We start from the raw sequence: 19,952 nt of genomic DNA, 5'->3' as shown, positions 1-19,952 counted from the left end.
TAAGTAAACAATCAATCGGCGAAAAAGGCCACGCCGGCGCGGCGCAGCATGCCCGTCAGGGCGATCAGGGGCAGGCCGGTGAGGGCCGTCGGGTCGCTGCTGTCGATGCGTTCGAGCAAGGCGATGCCGAGGCCTTCGTTCTTGGCGCTGCCGGCGCAGTCGTAGGGTTGTTCGATGCGCAGATAGGCATCCAGTTCGGCGTCCGGCAAGTCGCGGAAGTCGACGAAGACCTGGACGTTGTCGAGCTCGAAGGTATCGGTGCGGCCGTCCCACAGGCACAGGGCGGTATGGAACACGACGCGGCGGCCGCGCATTGTTTGCAGTTGCGCCAGGGCGCGCGCATGGTCGCCGGGCTTGCCGATCTGCGCGCCGTCCAGCGTGGCGACCTGGTCCGAACCGATCACGAGCGCGCCCGGGTGCAGGCGGGCGATGGCGTGCGCCTTGTCGCGCGCCAGGCGCAGGGCCGTCGCCTCGGGCGCTTCGCCGGGCAGCGGCGTCTCGTCGACGTGCGGGGCGATCGCTTCGAAGGGCAGGCGCAGGCGGCCCAGCAATTCGCGCCGGTAAGCCGAGCTGGAAGCAAGAATCAGGCGCAAAGATGTGCCAGGCTGCGCGGAACTTGGTATGATGTCGGCCTGTCCAATATTCATAAGCAAAACAGATAGATAGCTGCAAAATGAGCAGCACGTTGGGCAGCTCGATGGGCGTCAGCCACGTTCGTGGATGGGAAGCCCGAAAAAAGCACGGATTCTTTGACTGCCCGGGGATAAGCCTGTTATTATCGCAGGTTTTCCGGGGAAGTTTTTCCAAATGAGCGCTTTTGTCATCGACGCCTTCGAGTTTTGCCGGAACAATGGCCGTCGTGAAGGTGTCACGCCGGTCGCGGAAATGCCCCGCCTGGCAGCCGATTGCGCGGATGCGTCCGGCACGATTTCCTGGTCCATCCAGGGCGGCCAGACCCGCCAGGGATATCCGATGATGACGCTGTCCGTCTCCGGGACCGTGCAGCTGGTATGCCAGCGCTGCCTGCAGCCGTTCGGCCACGAGCTCGATTCGTCGACCGTGCTGGTGCTGGGCAAGGACGACGAGGAAGCGGACGAGATCGAGGAAATCCTCGACGACGAGAGCATCGACGTGATCGTCGGCACCCATGCCATGGACATCCGCGAATTGCTGGAAGATGAAGCCCTGCTGGCGCTGCCGCAGGCACCGAAACACGAGGTGTGCCCCGATACCACGCTGGTGGACTCCGTGAAGTCCGAGAAGGTATCGCCGTTCGCGGCACTGAAGAGCCTCAAGTCAGAATAAGCAGTAGATAGGATTTGCAAGGTGGGCGCCGTAACGCCTGTCTTGCATCAACGACGTGTCAAACGCGTGCAACTCGAGTATGAAGGCTGCGTTCAACATGTCGGCAATAACGGCAATAGGTTATTGCCGCTGGGATACTCGATGCGCATGTCATTGCAAGTCGAATGTGTTAGAATTTTAGAACTTATGTTTAGGAGTCATCATGGCAGTTCAACAGAATAAGAAGTCCCCGTCGAAGCGCGGCATGCACCGTTCGCACGATTTCCTGACCGCCCCGAACCTGGCAGTCGAGCCGACCACCGGCGAAACCCACCTGCGTCACCACATCAGCCCGAACGGCTTCTACCGTGGTCGCAAAGTGCTCAAGACCAAGAACGACGAGTAATCGACGTCTTGCGTTTTGTTCCATGAAAGCGGTGCAACGTATGTCAATGCGTGGCGCCGCTTTTTATTTGGCATTTCCCGTGCCGCAGGCGTGCATGACGCCGCGCGCACCGTCATTTTCCATTCCGCCTACCCGGCCCGGCTCCTTGCCGCGCGCCGCGGATACGCTACCGCCGGCCGACCGTGAGCCCGCGGTTCATTCCGACAAATGACAATTAAAATTTCCATCGACTGCATGGGCGGCGACCATGGTCCCTCTGTGACCATTCCGGCAGCCCTGGCATTCCTCAAGCACGAACCCGAGGCCGAACTGATCCTCGTGGGCCTGGAAGACCAGGTCCGTGCTGAACTCAAGAAACATCACGCGGCCGACAATCCGCGCCTGTCCGTCAAGCACGCATCCGACGTGGTGGCCATGGACGATCCCGTCGAAGTGGCGCTGCGCCGCAAGAAGGATTCGTCGATGCGCGTGGCGATCGAACTCGTCAAGGAAGGCGGCGCCGACGTCTGCGTCTCGGCCGGCAATACCGGCGCCCTGATGGCGATCTCGCGCTACGTGCTCAAGACCATGGCCGACGTCGACCGTCCCGCCATCTGCTCGATCCTGCCGAACCAGAAGGGCGGTCCGACCTATATGCTCGACCTGGGCGCGAACGTCGACTGCGAGCCGCACCACCTGCACCAGTTCGCCATCATGGGCGCCGTGCTGTTCGAGGCGATGGAACATCGCCGTCCCAGCATCGGCCTGCTCAACGTCGGCACCGAGGAAATCAAGGGTACCGAAGTCATCAAGGCGACGGCCAACCTGCTGCGCGAAGACCATGCGCGCGGCGTGCTGAATTTCCACGGCAACGTCGAAGGCAACGATATCTTCAAGGGCACCGTCGACGTGGTCGTGTGCGACGGCTTCGTGGGCAACGTCACGCTCAAGGCCATCGAGGGCCTGTCGCGCTTCTTCAAGGCGACGCTGCTGGAAACGACGATGTCCAAGCTGGGCGCGCTGCTGGCCCGTAAATCGCTCAAGAAATTGAATCCGGAAAGCTATAACGGCGCCGGCCTGTTGGGCCTGAAGGGCCTGGTCTTCAAGAGCCATGGCGGCGCCAATGCGTATGCGTACGAATGGGCGATCCGCCGCGCTTTCGATGCGGCGAAATATAATGTGCAAGAGCAACTGTCGCACTTGATTGCGGAAATGCTCCCCAGTACACCTGACACGGAAGCGCCAGGCTCAACCATCAAGCAGGGTTAAGCAATGACTTTGTACAGCAAAATTATCGGCACCGGCAGCTACCTGCCCGCCAAGCGCGTCACCAACCACGACCTGGCGGCCGAGCTCGCCGCCAAGGGCATCGAGACCTCGGACGAGTGGATCGTGACCCGCAGCGGCATCTCCGCGCGCCATTACGCGGCGGCGGACGAGAACGCCTCCGACCTGGCCGTCAACGCGGCCCGCAAGGCGCTCGAGGCGGCGAACCTGGCGCCGGAACAGATCGACATGGTGATCGTCGCCACGGCGAGCCCGGACTTCTTCGGCAGCTTCCCCAGCACCGCCTGCATCGTGCAGAACAAGCTGGGCATGCGCAACGGCAGCGCCGCCTTCGACATCGGCGCCGTCTGCAGCGGCTTCGTCTACGCCATGTCGACCGCCGATGCCTTCATCAAGGCCGGCAACGCGAAAAACGTGCTGGTGATCGGCACCGAGGTGTTCTCGCGCATCCTCGACTTCAACGACCGCAGCACCTGCGTGCTGTTCGGCGACGGCGCCGGCGCCATCGTCCTGACCGCCTCGCAGGAACCGGGCGTGCTGGCCACCAAGCTGCACGCGGACGGCAGCCATGGAGACATCCTGTGCGGCCCGGCGAATCCTTCGCACGCCGCGCTGTCGAGCCAGAAATTCCTGTACATGGACGGCCCCGCCGTGTTCAAGCTGGCCGTGTCCGTGCTGGAAAAAGTGGCCAATGAGGCGCTCGACGCGGCCGGCATGCCGGCGTCCGAGATCGACTGGCTGATCCCGCACCAGGCCAACCTGCGCATCATGAGCGGCACGGCGAAAAAGCTCGGCTTGCCGCTCGAGAAGATGGTCGTGACCGTCGACGAGCACGGCAATACCTCGGCCGCCTCGATCCCGTTGGCGCTGGACGTCGCGGTGCGCGACGGCCGCATCCAGCCGGGCCAGAATGTCATGATGGAAGGCGTGGGCGGCGGTTTCACCTGGGGCGCCGTCCTCGTGCGTATGTAATAAAAGAAAGATCCTGATATGAGCAAATTCGCATTCCTCTTCACTGGCCAGGGCGCGCAATCCGTCGGCATGCTGAACGGCTTCGCCGGCAACTCCGTCGTCGAGCAGACCGTCGCCGAGGCATCGGACGCCCTGGGCCTGGACATCGGCAAGATGATCGCCGAAGGCCCGAAGGAAGCGCTGGACCTGACCACGAACACCCAGCCCGTGATGCTGACCGCTGCCGTGGCCGTGTACCGCGCCTGGATCGCCGCCGGCGGTCCCAAGCCGGCCGTCGTCGCCGGCCACAGCCTCGGCGAGTACTCGGCCCTGGTGGCCGCGGGCGTGATCGACTTCAAGGACGCCGTGCCGCTGGTGCGCTTCCGCGCGCAATCGATGCAGGATGCCGTGCCCGTGGGGCAGGGCGGCATGGCCGTGATCCTGGGCCTGCCGGCCGAGGACGTGAAGGCCGTGTGCGCCGAGGCAGCCCAGGGTGACGTTGTCGAAGCCGTCAACTTCAACGAACCGACCCAGATCGTCATCGCCGGCCATACCGCCGCCGTCGAGCGCGCCTGCGAGATCGCCAAGGCCAAGGGCGCCAAGCGCGCCATGAAGCTGGCCGTGTCGGCCCCGTTCCATTCGTCGCTGCTCAAGCCCGCGTCGGACCGCCTGCGCGACTATATGGCCGACCTGACCTTCCGTGCGCCGCAGATCGACTTGATCAACAACGTCGACGTGGCTATCCTGAACGATCCGGCCGCGATCAAGGACGCGCTGGTGCGCCAGGCTGCCGGTCCGGTCCGCTGGGTCGAGACCATGCAGAAAATGGCGGCGGACGGCGTGACCTCGGTCATCGAATGCGCGCCGAGCAAGACGCTGATCGGCATGGCCAAGCGTATCGATCCGGTGCTGGTCGGCGAGGCGCTGGTCGACCAGGCCGCGCTGGAGCGCTTGCTGGCCACGGTCCAGGCTTGAGCGTAGGGTGGGCACCACGTGCCCACCATCTGTATGCGGCACGTCGGTGCCTGGTGGGCACGGGGTGCCCACCCTACCAAGAATAGAAGAAGGAACAGCATGAACCTGCAAAACCAAGTTGCCCTCGTCACCGGCGCCTCGCGCGGCATCGGCAAGGCCATCGCCCTTGAACTGGCCCGCCAGGGCGCCAAGGTGGTCGGCACCGCCACCACCGAAAGCGGCGCCGCCGCCATCGGTGAATACCTCGCCGAGTTCGGCGGCAAGGGCATGGTGCTGAATGTCACCGACGCGGCCCAGTGCGCGTCGGTCATCGACGCCATCACCAAGGACGTCGGCACCATCGGCATCCTCGTCAACAATGCCGGCATCACCCAGGACCAGCTGGCGATGCGCATGAAGGACGAGGAGTGGGACAACGTGATCGCCACCAACCTGACCGCCGTCGGCCGCCTGTCGCGCGCCGTGCTGCGCGGCATGATGAAGGCCAAGGCCGGCCGCATCATCAACATCACCTCGGTGGTCGGCGCGGCCGGCAACCCGGGCCAGATGAACTATGCCGCCGCCAAGGCCGGCGTGGCCGGCATGACCCGCGCGCTGGCGCGCGAGATCGGCAGCCGCAACATCACCGTCAACTGCGTGGCGCCGGGCTTCATCGACACCGACATGACCAAGGCGCTGGGCGAAGGCCAGCACGAGGCGCTGCTGACGCAGATCCCGCTGGGCCGCCTGGGCCAGCCGGAAGACATCGCCCACGCCGTCGCCTTCCTGGCGGGCCCGCAAGCCGCCTATATCACGGGCAGCGAGCTGCACGTCAACGGCGGCATGTACATGAACTAAAAAGAGGCTGGAAGGAGCGACTTTGCCGGTGGCGGTTGGCTCCTTTCAAGTACAATTCTCAGCAGTTGGCAGTAGTTTCAAACGATTTAGCGTCAGACGCTGAAAATAGTTTTTCAACGCGCAAACCCTGATAAAATGCGCGCACTTTCCGCAACACATACCTAATGGAGCCATAACATGTCGGATATCGAACAACGCGTTAAAAAAATCGTCGCTGAGCAACTGGGTGTTGCCGAAGCTGACATCAAAATCGATTCCTCGTTCGTTGACGACCTCGGCGCAGACTCCCTGGACACCGTTGAACTGGTGATGGCACTGGAAGACGAATTCGAAATGGAGATCCCGGACGAGCAAGCCGAGAAGATCACCACCGTTCGTCAGGCCATCGAGTACGCCCAGGCGCACGTCAAGGCCTAAGCATTCAGGACTTCAGGAGAAACGCTTGAGTTCACGCAACCGTCGTGTCGTCGTTACCGGCCTGGGTTGCATCTCCCCGATCGGCAATACCATTGCCGACGCGTGGGAAGCAGCACTGGCGGGCAAGTCGGGCATTGCCAACATTACCAAGTTCGACGCATCGTCGTTTTCGACCCGTTTCGCGGGCGAAGTGAAGAACTTCAACGTCGAGGAATACCTGCCCGGCAAGGAAGGCCGCCACATGGATACGTTCATCCATTTCGGCATGGCCGCGGGTATCCAGGCGTTGCAGGATTCCGGCCTCGTCGTCACCGAGGAAAATGCCGACCGCATCGGCGTGATGGTGGGCTCGGGCATCGGCGGACTGCCGATGATCGAAGACACCAAGGCGGAGTACGACAGCCGCGGCCCGCGCCGCATCTCGCCGTTCTTCGTCCCGGCCTCGATCATCAACATGATCTCGGGTGACCTGTCGATCAAGTTCGGCCTGCGCGGCCCGAACCTGGCGATCGTCACCGCCTGCACCACCGGCCTGCATTGCATCGGTTCGGCTGCGCGCCTGATCGAATACGGCGACGCCGACGTGATGATCGCCGGCGGCGCGGAATCGACCGTGTCGCCGCTGGGCCTGGGCGGCTTCGCCTCGGCGCGCGCGCTGTCGGCCCGCAACGACGATCCGTCGACCGCTTCGCGTCCGTGGGACCGCGACCGCGACGGCTTCGTGCTGGGCGAGGGTGCCGGCGTCATGGTGCTCGAGGAATACGAACACGCCAAGGCGCGCGGCGCCAAGATCTATGCGGAAGTCGTCGGCTTCGGCATGAGCGCGGACGCCAACCACATCACCGCACCGCTCGAAGACGGCAGCGGCGCCTCGCGCTGCATGGTCTCGGCCATGCAATACGCCGGCATCAACCCCGACCAGGTACAGTACGTGAACGCGCACGGCACCTCGACCCCGGTGGGCGACGTGGCGGAAGTGAAAGGCATCAAGCGCACCTTCGGCGACCACGCGAAGCACATCGTCGTCAACTCGACCAAGTCGATGACCGGCCACCTGCTGGGCGGCGCGGGCGGCCTGGAATCGGTGTTCACCGTGCTGGCGATCCACAACCAGGTCTCGCCGCCGACGATCAACATCTTCAACCAGGATCCCGAGTGCGACCTGGACTTCTGCGCCAACACGGCGCGTGACATGAAGATCGATTACGCGGTGAAGAACTCGTTCGGCTTCGGCGGTACCAACGGTACCCTGGTGTTCGCGAAAATCTAAGTTTCGACCCTCAGAGTCGAACTTATTGGCGCCCATTCCTGTCAAAGGGAATGGGCGTTTGTCTTTTCAAGCCTCTTTCGGGGTTCCGCTACGTGCCCCCCGCTTCCACCAACCCGGTACACCCATGTCGATCGCCGTTTCCGCGCTCGTCAGGCCTTCGCGCGCCTTCCGCCTCGTGCTCGCGGGCGCCGGCCTGGCCCAGCTGGCCGCCGCCTGCACGGTGGCGCACGCGAGCGCGCAGGTGCGCGCCGCGCCCGTCCTCGCGGCTGCGCTGCTGCTCGCCGCGGCGGTCCTGCTGGCGGCCGCCGCCCGCCGTCCTAAGACGCACCGGATTGATATTTCTGGAACCGGCGAACTACGCGTGACGGTACAACAGGTGCTGCATGCGCCGTCATGTAACGACACCCCGGCAGCCCGTCTGCTGCCCGGCTCGGTCGTGTGGCCGCTGCTGATGCTGCTGCGCTGGCGCGTGCCGGCGCCGGGTGCCCGGCCGCGCACGCATGTGCTGCACATCTGGCGCGATGCCGTCGATGGCGAGACCTGGCGCGCGCTCGCGGTGGCGCTGGCGGCCGCCGGACGGTGCGCGGAGACGGAATACGAAACACCACGATGAACTTATTGCAGCGGACTATCTTTCTTAACAAGAGCGCTTGACCAACGCCCCGGGGCAAGGCCCATCGTCGAGGACGGCACGCCGGTCCGGAACGACGATGTAATGCCGCCGTGGGGAGGCCGTCAAGCGCGCCAGGACGCCGCAGCCAACGGGGCAATGTTCAGTGACGACCGAACGCGAGTGTGATCAACTGCTGGTTGAGCGCGTCCAGGCTGGCGATCGCCGGGCGTTCGACCTGCTGGTGGCGAAATACCAGCGCCGCCTGATGCGGCTGGTATCGCGCCTCGTGCACGATCCTGCCGAGGCGGAAGACGTGGTGCAGGAGACCTTCATCAAGGCCTTCCGCGCACTGCGGCACTTCCGTGGCGACTCGGCGTTCTACACCTGGTTGTATCGTATCGGTATCAACACGGCAAAAAACTTTCTCGTCACCCAAGGCAGGCGGGCTCCGACCTCGACCGAAGCCGACGCCGAACGTGCCGAAGGATTTGACGACGCGGACAGTCTGCGCGACATTAATACGCCAGAGTCCGTTTTAGCCAGCAAGCAGATCGCCTACACCGTGAATGCCGCGATGGAGGCGCTACCGCTGGAGTTGAGGACAGCAATTGTCTTGCGTGAAATTGAAGGCTTAAGCTACGAGGAAATCTCCGAAGTGATGGCGTGTCCAATCGGTACGGTGCGAAGCAGGATATTCCGGGCGCGCGAAGTCATTGCCGACAAGTTGAGGCCCTTGCTCGACATCTCGGCTGACAAACGTCGGTAGGAGCCTCGAGAGAGGCTCCAAGTAGCGATGATCGATACTGCAGACAAAGGGGAGCGCCCGACACGGACCTGCATCGTGCAGCCGCCAGCCGGCAGCGGCTTTCCGAAGGATCACCACCGACGAGCATACCGATGGACACGAACAAGAAAAACCGCGAACTCATCTCCGCCCTGATGGACGGGGCGCTGCCCGAGGCCGACATCGAACTGGCGATGGCCGCGCTGGGCACGCCGGCCGGCGACGCGGCCTGGCGGCGCAACCACCTGATCGGCGACGCCTTGCGCGAATACGGCGGCCCCGAGTTGTCGCCCGGCTTTGCCGCCCGGCTGGCCGCGCGCCTGGCCGAGGAAGCGCTGCCGGGCAAGCGCAACGGCGCCGTGGACGAAACGGCTGCCAGCGCCGCCGTCGCGGCCGGACCGCGCTAGGCACTGTCCGCCACCCGGCCGCGGTCGCGCCGCCCCCGTTGCGCCTCCTCCGCTGCGTCCTCGTCCGTGCCCGTTCCGGACCGGCGCGTGCGCTGCCGGGCGCCAGGCGCGCGCCCGATCGTTCACCATGCGCTGTCGTTCCCCCTTCGTCTCTTGCCGTGCCGGGCCGCAATCCGGTCTGTTTTCCTCCGCGCCGTGCCAACGCGACAATATTGGCTTTTTGTCTTACCATTGGGGCACCAAGCCCTTCACCTGATGAGATTATGACAAGCAAAATTCGTAGCGCGATCCTGTCGGCACTCATGGTTGCCGGCGCAACGTCGATGGTTTTCCCGGCCCAGGCGGCCGCACCCGTGGCCACGGCGACGGTGGCCGGCCTGCCGGACTTCGCGGACATGGTCGACAAGGTCGGCCCCGCCGTCGTGAACATCCGCACCACCGAGGTCGTGCGCCTGGGCGAGGACGGCGCCGGCGGCATGGGCGGCGACGAGGAGATGCAGGAATTCCTGCGCCGCTTCTTCGGCGGCCAGATGGCCCCGCGCGGACGGCGCGGCGCGCCGCAGCAGCAACCGGAAGAGCGCGAAGTGCAGCGCGGCGTCGGCTCCGGCTTCATCATTTCCGACGACGGCTACGTGCTGACCAATGCCCACGTGGTCGAGGGCGCCGACGAAGTCATCGTCACGCTGACCGACCGCCGCGAATTCAAGGCCAAGGTGCTGGGCGCCGACCGCCGCACGGACGTCGCACTGCTGAAGGTCGACGCCCGCAACCTGCCCAGCGTGCGCATCGGCGACTCCGACCGCATCCGCGCCGGCGAATGGGTGATCGCGATCGGCTCGCCGTTCAACCTGGAGAACACGGTCACGGCCGGCATCATCTCGGCCAAGTCGCGCGATACCGGCGAGTACCTGCCGCTGATCCAGAGCGACGTGGCGGTGAACCCGGGTAACTCGGGCGGTCCGCTGATCAATATGCGCGGCGAAGTCATCGGCATCAACTCCCAGATCGCCACGCTGTCCGGCGCCTACAACGGCATCTCGTTCGCCGTGCCGATCGACGAAGTGATGCGCGTGTCGGACCAGATCAAGAAGACCGGCAAGGTCACGCGCGGCCGCATGGGCGTGCAGATCAGCGAAGTCACGCGCGACGTCGCCGAGGCGCTGGGCCTGGGCAAGGCGCGCGGCGCCGAGGTCGCGATGGTCGAGCCGGGCGGCCCGGCCGAGAAGGCCGGCGTCAAGGTCGGCGACGTGATCCTGAAGTTCAACGGCAAGGACATCGAGAAGAGCACCGACCTGCCGCGCCAGGTGGGCGGCACCCCGGTCGGCACCCGCGCCACCATCACCGTGTGGCGCCGCGGCGCCCAGGTCGAGCTGCCCGTGACCATCGAGGAATTGAAGGAAGAGCAGCCCGAAAAAGGCAATGCCGCCAAGCAGAAGAAGCAGGCGCCGGAACAGGCGCCGAACGCGCTGGGCCTGCAGGTCTCCGACTTGTCGGCCGTGCAGAAGCGCGAGCTCAAGGTCGAGGGCGGCGTGCTGGTCGAGGTCGTCGGCGGAAGGGCGGCAACGGCCGGCATCCGCTCGGGTGACCTGATCCTGCAGATCAACAATGCCCCGGTCACGTCCGCGGCGCAGTTCAACGGCCTGGTCGGCAAGCTCGATCCGAAGAAATCCGTGGCATTGCTGGTGCGCCGCGGTCCGGCGTCGCAATATATTGTGATCAAGCCGCGTCCGTGACCATTCGCTTGACCTTGTTCTCGCGCAGCTACTGCCACCTGTGCGAGGACATGGCCGCCGCCGTGCGCGCCTTCATGGCGCGCGCCGGCGTCGGCTACCAGCTGGACATCGTCGACGTGGACGCCGACCCGGCCCTCGTCGCCCGCTACGACGAACTGGTGCCGGTGCTGGCGGCGGGCGCCGACCAGGTCGAACTGTGCCACTACTTCCTCGACGAGACGGCGCTGGCCGCCCACCTGTCGCATGCGATGGCCGGCGCGTCGAACGGCCCACGACCGGCTTCCTGACCGGCAGCCTTGCGCGCGCCGGATGATTCCATCACGCGGCCGCGCGCGCCAGAGCCTCGTTGGCCGCCATCACGGCCGGCGTGTCCAGGCCCAGCATGCGCTCCATGAAAGCGCGCTTGGCGTTGCTCCGCGGACTGGCCCAGAAGCTGTCCAGCCAGGCCCGCGGCTCGCCGTCCAGGTCGATGCGCAGGACGTGCGGGCGACCCAGCATTTCGACGTGGACGTAGGTGGCGAAGCATTCGGCGAAGTCGTCGTAGGGATTCGTGGCGCCGTACAGGCTGGCGAAATCGGCCAGCTCCAGGCCGGCATAGGCGGTGACGATGGCGTCGCCGTGCAGCTGCCGCTTGCCGTAGAAGTCGACGGCGTCGCGCAGCGCGAAATCGGAACGTTGCTGCGGCACGAAACGGCCGAAGGCATCCGTCGTCCAGCTCAGCGCCAGGTAGGAGAACTCCCAGCAGAAATGCGTGTCCGGCATGGCCTCCCACCAGCGCGGCAGGAAGTTGCCGTCGGCCGTCAGCACGTGGCCGAACTCGTGCAGCAGGAGGAATTGCAGGGCATTCGCGCGGGTGTCGTCCCGCGGCGCGGCGATCGTCGTGTCGAGCGCGAACCCGCGGCCGCGCGCGAAGGGCAGGTTGTCCTTCCAGGTGGCCCAGGAATTGGCCGTGTGGCCCGCCATCAGCTCGACGTCCAGCAGCACGACGCAGCCGAGGATGCGGCCGTCGGCGGCATCGACGACGATGTCGGTGGCGCCCGACGAGCCCAGGCCCCGGCCCAGGCAGACGCCCAGCAGCAGCGGCGACACCAGGCCCAGCACGCCGGCGGGCAGGCCGCGCAGCGCCTGCGCGATGTCCGCATGCAGGCCGGCATCGGCGTGGACGGCTTCCGGCACCGCGTCCAGGCCCGTGGCCTCGTTCACCTGCAGCACGAAGTCGCGCACCTCGGCCGGCAGCGGCAGGATGCGGGCGTGGAGCGGGTGCTGGTACAGGTCGGTCCAGGCTTGCGGGTCGCGGGTCAGGATCATGGCGGAGTCGGAGCGTCAAAGGCGGCGATACCTTCTTAACGGCTGAGCTCGAAAATACTTGACGGTAGGCAATTGCGAGAATGGACGGCGCGGTGGCCCCCGGCGCGGCTGTTGACGATGTTGCATGCCGTCTCTCGCGGAAACCGGGCTTTCTAACCCGAAATCCGGTAAAATGCGCGATTGGGAGCGATTTCGACTGCCGCCGGCGCGGGACCGGCCAATCCGATTCGCTCGACAAGGCGCTCGCCTGGGCCCGCATGGTCCCGCCGGAGCGCTTTTTTCGTATTCCGCCGGCGCGCCGACTTCGGCGCCGCCGGCCAGGGCCGCGTGCCGCTCTTTTTGGTTTTGAGTTTTGAATGAAAAACATACGTAACTTTTCCATCATCGCCCACATCGACCACGGCAAATCGACGCTGGCCGACCGCATCATCCAGCTGTGCGGCGGCCTGTCGGAACGTGAGATGGACGCGCAGGTGCTCGACTCGATGGACCTGGAGCGCGAGCGCGGCATCACCATCAAGGCCCAGACCGCGGCGCTGCAGTACAAGGCGCGCGACGGCCAGACCTATAACCTGAACCTGATCGATACCCCGGGCCACGTCGACTTCAGCTATGAAGTGTCGCGCTCGCTGTCCGCCTGCGAAGGCGCGCTGCTGGTCGTCGACGCGTCGCAGGGCGTGGAAGCGCAGACGGTCGCCAACTGCTACACGGCGCTGGACCTCGGCGTGGAAGTGGTGCCGATCCTGAACAAGATCGACCTGCCGCACGCCGACCCGGACAACGCCAAGAAGGAAATCGAGGACGTGATCGGCATCGACGCGTCCGACGCCACCGTGTGCTCGGCCAAGACGGGCCTGGGCGTGGAAGACGTGCTCGAGACGCTGATCGCCAAGGTCCCGCCGCCGCAGGGCGACCCGGACGCGCCGCTGCAGGCGCTGATCGTCGACTCCTGGTACGACCCCTACGTCGGCGTCGTGATGCTGGTGCGCGTGGTCAACGGCACGCTGCGTCCGAAGGACAAGATCCTCCTGATGGCGACCGAATCGGTGAACCTGGTCGAGCAGATCGGCATCTTCACGCCGCGCTCCGTCTCGCTGCCGGAGCTGTCGGCCGGCCAGGTGGGCTTCATCATCGCCGGCATCAAGGAACTGACCGCCGCCAAGGTGGGCGATACCGTCACGCTGGCCAGCCGTCCGGCGCCGGCGCCGCTGCCGGGCTTCAAGGAAGTCCAGCCGCAGGTGTTCGCCGGCCTGTTCCCGGTGGAAGCGAACCAGTACGACGCGCTGCGCGACTCGCTGGAAAAGCTGAAGCTGAACGACGCGGCCCTGATGTACGAGCCGGAAGTGTCGCAGGCGCTGGGCTTCGGCTTCCGCTGCGGCTTCCTGGGCCTGCTGCACATGGAAATCGTGCAGGAGCGCCTGGAGCGCGAATTCGACATGGACCTGATCACGACGGCGCCGACCGTGGTGTACGAGGTCGAGATGCGCGACGGCTCGATGGTGCGCGTCGACAATCCGTCGAAGATGCCGGAACCGTCCAAGATCAACGAAGTGCGCGAGCCGATCGTCAACGTCAACTTGTACATGCCGCAGGAATACGTGGGCGCCGTGATGACGCTGTGTAACAGCAAGCGCGGCGTGCAGCTCGACATGAGCTACCACGGCCGCCAGGTCAAGCTGCAATACGAGATCCCGATGGCCGAGATCGTGCTGGACTTCTTCGACCGCCTGAAGTCGACCTCGCGCGGCTACGCGTCGATGGATTACGAGTTCAAGGAAAACCGCGCCGCCGACGTCGTCAAGGTCGACATGCTGATCAACAGCGAGAAGGTCGACGCGCTGGCGATCATCGTGCACCGCGCCAACGCCGCCTACCGCGGGCGCCAGGTGGCGGCCAAGATGCGCGAACTGATCCCGCGCCAGATGTTCGACGTGGCGATCCAGGCCGCCATCGGCGCCACCATCATCTCGCGCGAGAACGTCAAGGCGATGCGCAAGAACGTGCTGGCCAAGTGCTACGGCGGCGACATCACCCGTAAGAAGAAACTGCTCGAGAAACAGAAGGCGGGCAAGAAGCGCATGAAGCAAGTGGGCTCGGTGGAGATTCCGCAAGAAGCCTTCCTGGCCATCCTCCAAGTGGAAGAGAAATGAATTTGCAACTGATCCTCGGGAACTTTGCCCTGATTCTGTTTGTCGCGATGGTGGTCACGGGCGTCATCTGGTGCCTGGACGTGTTCGTGCTGTCCAAGCAGCGCCGCGTGCGCGCCGACAAGGCCCTGGCCGAGTACGACGCCCGCTATGCCAAGCTGACGGCCGACGGCATCAAGGCCGACAGCAACACGGGCAGCCGCGCGGCATTGGAAGCGTCGATCCTGCGCCAGCCGACCTGGGTCGAGTACTCGGGCAGCTTCTTCCCCGTGATCGCCCTGGTGTTCTTCCTGCGCTCCTTCCTGTTCGAGCCGTTCAAGATCCCATCCTCGTCGATGGTGCCGACCCTGCTGGTGGGCGACCTGATCCTCGTGAACAAGTTCGACTACGGGATCCGCCTGCCGGTGATCAATAAAAAGATCATCGAGGTCGGCAATCCGCAGCGCGGCGACGTCATGGTGTTCAAGTACCCGAAGGACATGAGCCAGGACTACATCAAGCGCGTGATCGGCGTGCCGGGTGATAAAATCACCTACGAGAACAAGCGCCTGACCGTCAACGGCCAGCCGGTCGAGTACACGCCGCTCGACGACTACCTCGACGACGAGCGTCCGGTGTATCACAAGCAATACTTGGAAAAGCTGCAGAACGCGCCGCACCGCATCCTGAACATGGACGGTGCCCGCCCGATCAACCTGGCTGCCGTGGAGGAATTCCCCCATCACGAGAATTGCACCTACTCCTACGATAAATTTACTTGTGTCGTGCCGGAGGGTAATTACTTCATGATGGGCGACAACCGCGACAATAGCGCAGACAGCCGTTACTGGGGCTTCGTCCCGGACCAGAACATCGTCGGCAAGGCCGTGTTCGTCTGGATGAACTTCGGCGACCTGAAGCGCATCGGCGGTATCCACTAAAAGGACCGGGGCGATGGGCGCGGCGGGAAAACATGGCGGTATGCATGGCGGTATCGTGCGCCGGCCAGGCAGGGAGGGCGGGGTATCGCTGTCCGGCCTGGTCGTCGTGCTGGCGGTGCTGGGGGCGATCGCGCTGGTGGTCATCAAGACCGTGCCGGCCTTCATCGAATACCGCGCCGTGAAGAACGCGATCGTGGCGGCCAAGGCGGCCGGCGGCACCGTCCGCGAGATACAGCAGGCGTTCGACCGCAACGCCGGCGTCAACGACATTAGTGCGGTCCAGGGACGCGACCTGGTGATCACCCGCGACGGCAACGACGTGCAGGTCAGCTTCGCCTACGAGAAGCGGGTGCCGCTGACGGGCAACGTCAGCCTGCTGTTCGATTTTTCCGGCACCACCGACCCGAGCGGCGTGGTGGCGGCGGAAGAGGCTGGCCGCGCCCAGTAATTCAGCCGGACGAGAGGCGGACCATTGCGTAGTCCGGCTCGGCGCCGGCCCAACAGATTGGTACGACAATGAATCTTCAGTTATTGCAAACTCGCCTAGGTTACACGTTCCGGGATCCCGGCCTGCTGCAGCAGGCGCTGACCCACCGTAGCCACAGCAGCGTGCATAACGAGCGCCTGGAATTCCTCGGCGATTCGATCCTGAACTGCGTCGTCGCCTCGATCCTGTACGAACGCTTCGACCACCTGGCCGAGGGCGACCTGTCGCGCCTGCGCGCCAACCTGGTCAAGCAGCAGACGCTGTACGAGATCGCCCAGAAGCTGGAACTGTCGCACTTCCTGCGCCTGGGCGAGGGCGAGCTGAAATCGGGCGGCTTCCGCCGCCCGTCGATCCTGGCGGACACGCTGGAAGCCCTGCTGGGCGCGATCTTCCTCGACAGCGGCTTCGAGGCGGCGCGCGCCACCATCCGCGCCTTCTACATCCCGCTGCTCGATTCGGTCGACCCGCGCACGCTGGGCAAGGATGCCAAGACCCTGTTGCAGGAATTCCTGCAAAGCAAAAAAATCTCGCTGCCGACGTATAACGTCGTCGCCACGCACGGCGCCGCCCACAGCCAGGAATTCGAGATCGAGTGCCTGGTGCCCAAGCTGGGCATCCAGGTGTTCGGCCGCGGCGGCAGCCGCCGCGCCGGCGAGCAGGCGGCGGCGCGCCTGGCGCTGGAAGTGGCCGAGCAGGCCATGCAGAAAAGCCCGTCGGCGGCGCGCAAGTCGCGTCCGCGCGCGGCCCAGCTGAAACTGGCCGGCATCGCCACCGACCAGAGCGACGAGCCCGTCGCCGGCGAATTGACCTTGCAGTCGGCACCCGCGCCGGCCAAGCAGCGCCCGCACCGCGAATAAGCGCGGCGGGCACCACCGTATCCGGGCCGCGCGAGCGGCCGCACCATTTTCCGGGCCAGCCGGAGCAGGAACCACTATGAACATGGACAGCAACCCCGTCGACGCCCCCGCAGCAGGCATGACTCCGGATAATTTTCGCTGCGGCTATATCGCAATCGTGGGCCGTCCCAACGTCGGCAAGTCGACGCTGATGAACGTGCTGATCGGGGCCAAGGTCTCGATCACCTCGCGCAAGGCGCAGACGACGCGCCACCGCATCACGGGCATCCAGACGCGCGACGACGCCCAGTTCATCTACGTCGACACGCCAGGCTTCCAGACCCGCCACGCGAACGCGCTGAACAAGACGCTGAACAAGACCGTGTCGAACACGCTGACGGCGTCCGACGTGATCCTGTTCCTCGTCGAGGCGGGCACGTTCGGCCCGGCGGACCAGCAAGTGCTGGACCTGCTGCCGACCAATGTTCCGGTGATCCTGGTCATCAATAAATCGGACCGCATGAAGGACAAGGCCGAGCTGATGCCGTTCGCCGCCAGGATCGCAGCGCTGCGCGACTTCACGGCCGTGGTGCCGGTGTCGGCCAAGCACCGCTTCCAGGTCGATGCGCTGGAAGGCGAGATCCGGCGCCACCTGCCGGAAAACCCGCCGATCTTCGGGCCGGACGACATCACCGACCGTAGCGAGAAATTCCTTGCCGCCGAGATCGTGCGCGAAAAAGTGTTCCGCCTGCTGGGCGACGAGCTGCCGTACACGAGCACGGTGCTGATCGAGCAATTCCAGCAGGAAGGCAATCTGCGCCGCATCTTCGCCGCCATCCTGGTCGAGCGCGACACGCACAAGGCCATGATCATCGGTAACAAGGGCGCCCGCCTGAAAGAGATTTCGACGCAATCGCGCATCGACATGGAAAAGCTGTTCGACGGGCCCGTGTACCTGGAAATCTGGGTCAAGGTGAAGTCGGGCTGGGCGGATAACGAGGCGGGGCTGCGGGCGTACGGCTACGAATAAAAGTACCAGCTTGCACGTCGTCCCCGCGCAGGCGGGGACCCAATTTCTTCAAACGAATCCGGTAAGCACGCGTTACGACTGCGGATGGGAAATTGGGTCCCTGCCTGCGCAGGGACGACGGCTACACAGCATCCTCCCCACCCGGGTTATCATTGCGCATGCCCAGCCGCGACGACGACATCATCGACCACGACCAGGAAGGCCCCGCCGCCTCCACGACCGCCGCCAAGCGGCGCGCGCCCGTGCGCGATACCCGCGTCAACGGCCAGCCGGCGTTCGTGCTGCACAGCTACCCGTACAAGGAAACCAGCCTCATCGTCGACATGTTCACGCGCGACTTCGGGCGGATCGGCGTGGTGGCCAAGGGGGCCAAGCGGCCGCTGTCGAAGCTGCGCGGCGTGCTGCAGACCTTCCAGCCGCTGTCGATCTCGTTCTCTGGCAAGTCCGAGCTGCGCACGCTGATCGATGCCGAATGGGTCGGCGGCATGCTGCCGATCGAAAAGACCGCGCTGCTGTGCGGCTTCTACCTGAACGAGCTGCTGGTGAAACTGCTGGCGCGCGACGACCCGCACCCGGCCCTGTTCCAGCACTACATCTCGACGCTGAACGAACTCGCGCACGGGGAACCGGCGCAGATCGCCTTGCGAAAATTCGAACGGGCCCTACTTAAGGAGACCGGGGTCGCGGCGGACCTGACGCGCTGCAGCACGACCCGCGCACCGGTCGAGGCGGGCAGCCTGTACGTCGTCGACCCGGAGCGCGGCGCGCGCACGGCCGGCGCCGTCGAGTCCTGGCCCATCGTCGCGGGACAGACGCTGATCGACATGGAGCGCGAGGCCTACGACGATCCGCTGACGCAGGCCCAGAGCAAGCAGCTGATGCGCTTCCTGCTGGCCTACCACCTCGGCGGCGCGCCGCTGAACACGCGCCAGATCCTGATCGACCTGATGCAGCTTTGACAGCAACTGCCAGTTTTTTACGAAAGCCTAGCCACCATGAGCTTCCTGCAACCCGCCGGCCCCGTCATCGACCTGGGCGTGAACATCGACCACATCGCCACCGTGCGCAACGCGCGCGGCACCACCTACCCGGACCCGCTGCGCGCCGCGCTGCTGGCCGAGCAGGCCGGCGCCGACCTGATCACGCTGCACCTGCGCGAGGACCGCCGCCACATCAAGGACGCCGACGTCATCGCGCTGCGCCCGCAACTGGTCACCCGCATGAACCTGGAAGCGGCCGTGACGCAGGAGATGATCGACTTCGCCTGCACCGTGAAGCCGCAGGACGTGTGCCTGGTGCCGGAACGGCGCGAGGAAGTCACGACCGAGGGCGGCCTGGACGTGATCCGCTACCAGAAGGAAGTGGAGGCCGCGATCCGCCAGCTGCAGGGCGAGGGCATCCGCGTCTCGCTGTTCATCGACGCCGACGAGGCGCAGATCGCCTGCGCCGCCGCCGTCGGCGCGCCCGTGATCGAGCTGCACACGGGCCGCTACGCCGAGGCCGAGCACAAGGACGAGGTGGCGCGCGAACTGGAGCGCATCCAGCTGGGCGTGCGCGCCGGCGTCAAGCACGGACTGCGCGTGAACGCGGGCCACGGCCTGCACTACACGAACGTGCAGCCGATCGCCGCCATCCCCGAGATCCACGAGCTGAACATCGGCCACGCGATCGTGGCGCACGCGCTGTTCGTGGGCTGGGAACACGCGATCCGCGAGATGAAGGCGATCATGGTCGATGCGCGCCTGGGTATTTCGCTGGGCAATCCGCAGGCGGAAACCTGATGATGATCTACGGGATCGGTACCGACATCGTCCAGATCTCGCGCGTGAAGGCGGCGCTGGAGCGCAACGGCGAGCGCTTCGCCGAACGGATCCTCGGCCCCGAGGAGCTCGTCAAATACCATGCCCGCCGCGCCAAGCACGAGGTGCGCGGGCTGCGTTTCCTGGCCACGCGGTTCTCGGCCAAGGAAGCGTTCTCGAAAGCCATCGGCCTGGGCATGCGCATGCCCATGACGTGGCGCTCGGCCCAGATGCTCAACGCCCCGAGCGGCAAGCCGATCATCCAATGCAGTGGGGCGCTCGACGAATTCATGCGGACGCACCGCCTGAGCGCGCAGGTGACGATCAGCGACGAAGCCGACTACGGCGTCGCCTTCGTCATCGTGACCCAAGCGCCGGAGGGCACGTCCGCGCCTTGATTGGTAAGCGGAAGTGACAAAATTAGTAATCGCCGTTGCGGTAGCAGTAGCGAAGCAGCAGAAATGCAAGACCCCTGCCGCCAG

23 protein-coding genes are annotated in these 19,952 nt (G+C 65.2%); 21 read left to right on the top strand and 2 right to left on the bottom strand.

From position 1 onward, the window contains the following. Positions 1-11: 11 nt before the first annotated feature. Entirely contained in the window at positions 12-647 is a 636-nt protein-coding gene (locus QPK32_RS03195; protein ID WP_290411313.1) for a Maf family nucleotide pyrophosphatase, read from the bottom strand. Positions 648-807: 160 nt separating this feature from the next. On the opposite strand from QPK32_RS03195, the gene QPK32_RS03190 reads away from it, so the two are divergent. The 13 genes from QPK32_RS03190 (at position 808) to QPK32_RS03130 (ending at position 11,230) form a co-directional block, all read left to right on the top strand. Further along, a complete protein-coding gene (locus QPK32_RS03190) occupies positions 808-1,305 on the top strand; it encodes a DUF177 domain-containing protein (protein WP_290411312.1) in 498 nt (165 codons plus the stop codon). Between the two features lie 202 nt (positions 1,306-1,507). Then, positions 1,508-1,690, top strand: coding sequence for a 50S ribosomal protein L32 (gene rpmF / locus QPK32_RS03185; RefSeq protein WP_005666806.1), 183 nt, complete (start codon positions 1,508-1,510; stop codon positions 1,688-1,690). 207 nt (positions 1,691-1,897) lie between these two features. Next, the gene (gene plsX, locus QPK32_RS03180; RefSeq protein WP_290411311.1) at positions 1,898-2,938 is read left to right on the top strand and encodes a phosphate acyltransferase PlsX; all 1,041 of its coding nucleotides are present in this window, start codon (positions 1,898-1,900) and stop codon (positions 2,936-2,938) included. A gap of 3 nt (positions 2,939-2,941) precedes the next feature. After that, entirely contained in the window at positions 2,942-3,928 is a 987-nt protein-coding gene (locus QPK32_RS03175; RefSeq protein ID WP_290411310.1) for a beta-ketoacyl-ACP synthase III, read from the top strand. Between the two features lie 18 nt (positions 3,929-3,946). After that, positions 3,947-4,882 (top strand): ACP S-malonyltransferase, encoded by a 936-nt coding sequence (fabD, locus tag QPK32_RS03170; protein WP_290411309.1) that lies wholly within the window; start codon positions 3,947-3,949, stop codon positions 4,880-4,882. 99 nt (positions 4,883-4,981) lie between these two features. After that, positions 4,982-5,719 carry a 3-oxoacyl-ACP reductase FabG gene (gene fabG / locus QPK32_RS03165; RefSeq protein ID WP_290411308.1) on the top strand — a complete coding sequence of 246 codons (738 nt, stop codon included), beginning with the start codon at positions 4,982-4,984 and terminating at the stop codon, positions 5,717-5,719. A gap of 177 nt (positions 5,720-5,896) precedes the next feature. Further along, entirely contained in the window at positions 5,897-6,136 is a 240-nt protein-coding gene (acpP, locus tag QPK32_RS03160; RefSeq protein WP_036168404.1) for an acyl carrier protein, read from the top strand. Between the two features lie 25 nt (positions 6,137-6,161). Further along, positions 6,162-7,406, top strand: a complete 1,245-nt coding sequence (gene fabF, locus QPK32_RS03155; RefSeq protein WP_290411307.1) for a beta-ketoacyl-ACP synthase II — start codon at positions 6,162-6,164, stop codon at positions 7,404-7,406. A gap of 124 nt (positions 7,407-7,530) precedes the next feature. Continuing rightward, a complete protein-coding gene (locus QPK32_RS03150) occupies positions 7,531-8,019 on the top strand; it encodes a protein YgfX (RefSeq protein ID WP_290411306.1) in 489 nt (162 codons plus the stop codon). Between the two features lie 163 nt (positions 8,020-8,182). Then, positions 8,183-8,785, top strand: coding sequence for an RNA polymerase sigma factor RpoE (gene rpoE / locus QPK32_RS03145; RefSeq protein WP_290411305.1), 603 nt, complete (start codon positions 8,183-8,185; stop codon positions 8,783-8,785). 131 nt (positions 8,786-8,916) lie between these two features. Then, positions 8,917-9,210 (top strand): sigma-E factor negative regulatory protein, encoded by a 294-nt coding sequence (locus QPK32_RS03140; protein WP_290411304.1) that lies wholly within the window; start codon positions 8,917-8,919, stop codon positions 9,208-9,210. A 263-nt stretch (positions 9,211-9,473) separates the two neighbouring features. Further along, a complete protein-coding gene (locus QPK32_RS03135; protein WP_290411303.1) occupies positions 9,474-10,943 on the top strand; it encodes a DegQ family serine endoprotease in 1,470 nt (489 codons plus the stop codon). Continuing rightward, complete coding sequence (locus QPK32_RS03130; protein ID WP_290411302.1) at positions 10,940-11,230, top strand: glutaredoxin family protein; 291 nt, start codon at positions 10,940-10,942, stop codon at positions 11,228-11,230. Before QPK32_RS03135 ends, QPK32_RS03130 begins: the two co-directional genes overlap by 4 nt. Positions 11,231-11,261: 31 nt before the next feature. Here QPK32_RS03130 and QPK32_RS03125 read toward each other — a convergent pair whose 3' ends face one another. Beyond that, positions 11,262-12,251, bottom strand: coding sequence for a hypothetical protein (locus QPK32_RS03125; RefSeq protein ID WP_290411301.1), 990 nt, complete (start codon positions 12,249-12,251; stop codon positions 11,262-11,264). 356 nt (positions 12,252-12,607) lie between these two features. On the opposite strand from QPK32_RS03125, the gene lepA reads away from it, so the two are divergent. The 8 genes from lepA (at position 12,608) to acpS (ending at position 19,868) form a co-directional block, all read left to right on the top strand. Further along, positions 12,608-14,401, top strand: coding sequence for a translation elongation factor 4 (gene lepA, locus QPK32_RS03120; protein WP_290411300.1), 1,794 nt, complete (start codon positions 12,608-12,610; stop codon positions 14,399-14,401). Further along, on the top strand, positions 14,398-15,318 hold the full coding sequence (gene lepB, locus QPK32_RS03115) for a signal peptidase I (protein WP_290411299.1): 921 nt from the start codon (positions 14,398-14,400) through the stop codon (positions 15,316-15,318). Before lepA ends, lepB begins: the two co-directional genes overlap by 4 nt. A gap of 40 nt (positions 15,319-15,358) precedes the next feature. Then, positions 15,359-15,766 (top strand): DUF4845 domain-containing protein, encoded by a 408-nt coding sequence (locus QPK32_RS03110; protein ID WP_290411298.1) that lies wholly within the window; start codon positions 15,359-15,361, stop codon positions 15,764-15,766. A gap of 68 nt (positions 15,767-15,834) precedes the next feature. Continuing rightward, entirely contained in the window at positions 15,835-16,662 is an 828-nt protein-coding gene (gene rnc / locus QPK32_RS03105) for a ribonuclease III (protein ID WP_290411297.1), read from the top strand. A gap of 76 nt (positions 16,663-16,738) precedes the next feature. Continuing rightward, the gene (gene era / locus QPK32_RS03100) at positions 16,739-17,671 is read left to right on the top strand and encodes a GTPase Era (protein WP_374046688.1); all 933 of its coding nucleotides are present in this window, start codon (positions 16,739-16,741) and stop codon (positions 17,669-17,671) included. A gap of 158 nt (positions 17,672-17,829) precedes the next feature. Next, the gene (recO, locus tag QPK32_RS03095) at positions 17,830-18,630 is read left to right on the top strand and encodes a DNA repair protein RecO (protein WP_290411296.1); all 801 of its coding nucleotides are present in this window, start codon (positions 17,830-17,832) and stop codon (positions 18,628-18,630) included. 36 nt (positions 18,631-18,666) lie between these two features. Further along, the gene (pdxJ, locus tag QPK32_RS03090; RefSeq protein WP_290411295.1) at positions 18,667-19,452 is read left to right on the top strand and encodes a pyridoxine 5'-phosphate synthase; all 786 of its coding nucleotides are present in this window, start codon (positions 18,667-18,669) and stop codon (positions 19,450-19,452) included. A 2-nt stretch (positions 19,453-19,454) separates the two neighbouring features. Further along, a complete protein-coding gene (gene acpS, locus QPK32_RS03085; RefSeq protein WP_290411395.1) occupies positions 19,455-19,868 on the top strand; it encodes a holo-ACP synthase in 414 nt (137 codons plus the stop codon). The last annotated feature ends 84 nt before the right edge of the window (positions 19,869-19,952 follow it).

Source organism: Massilia sp. YIM B02763 (assembly GCF_030412015.1).
Lineage (GTDB): Bacteria > Pseudomonadota > Gammaproteobacteria > Burkholderiales > Burkholderiaceae_D > Telluria.
The sequence above is the reverse complement of the archived record's forward strand: the minus strand, read 5'-3'. Positions and strand labels throughout refer to the sequence as shown.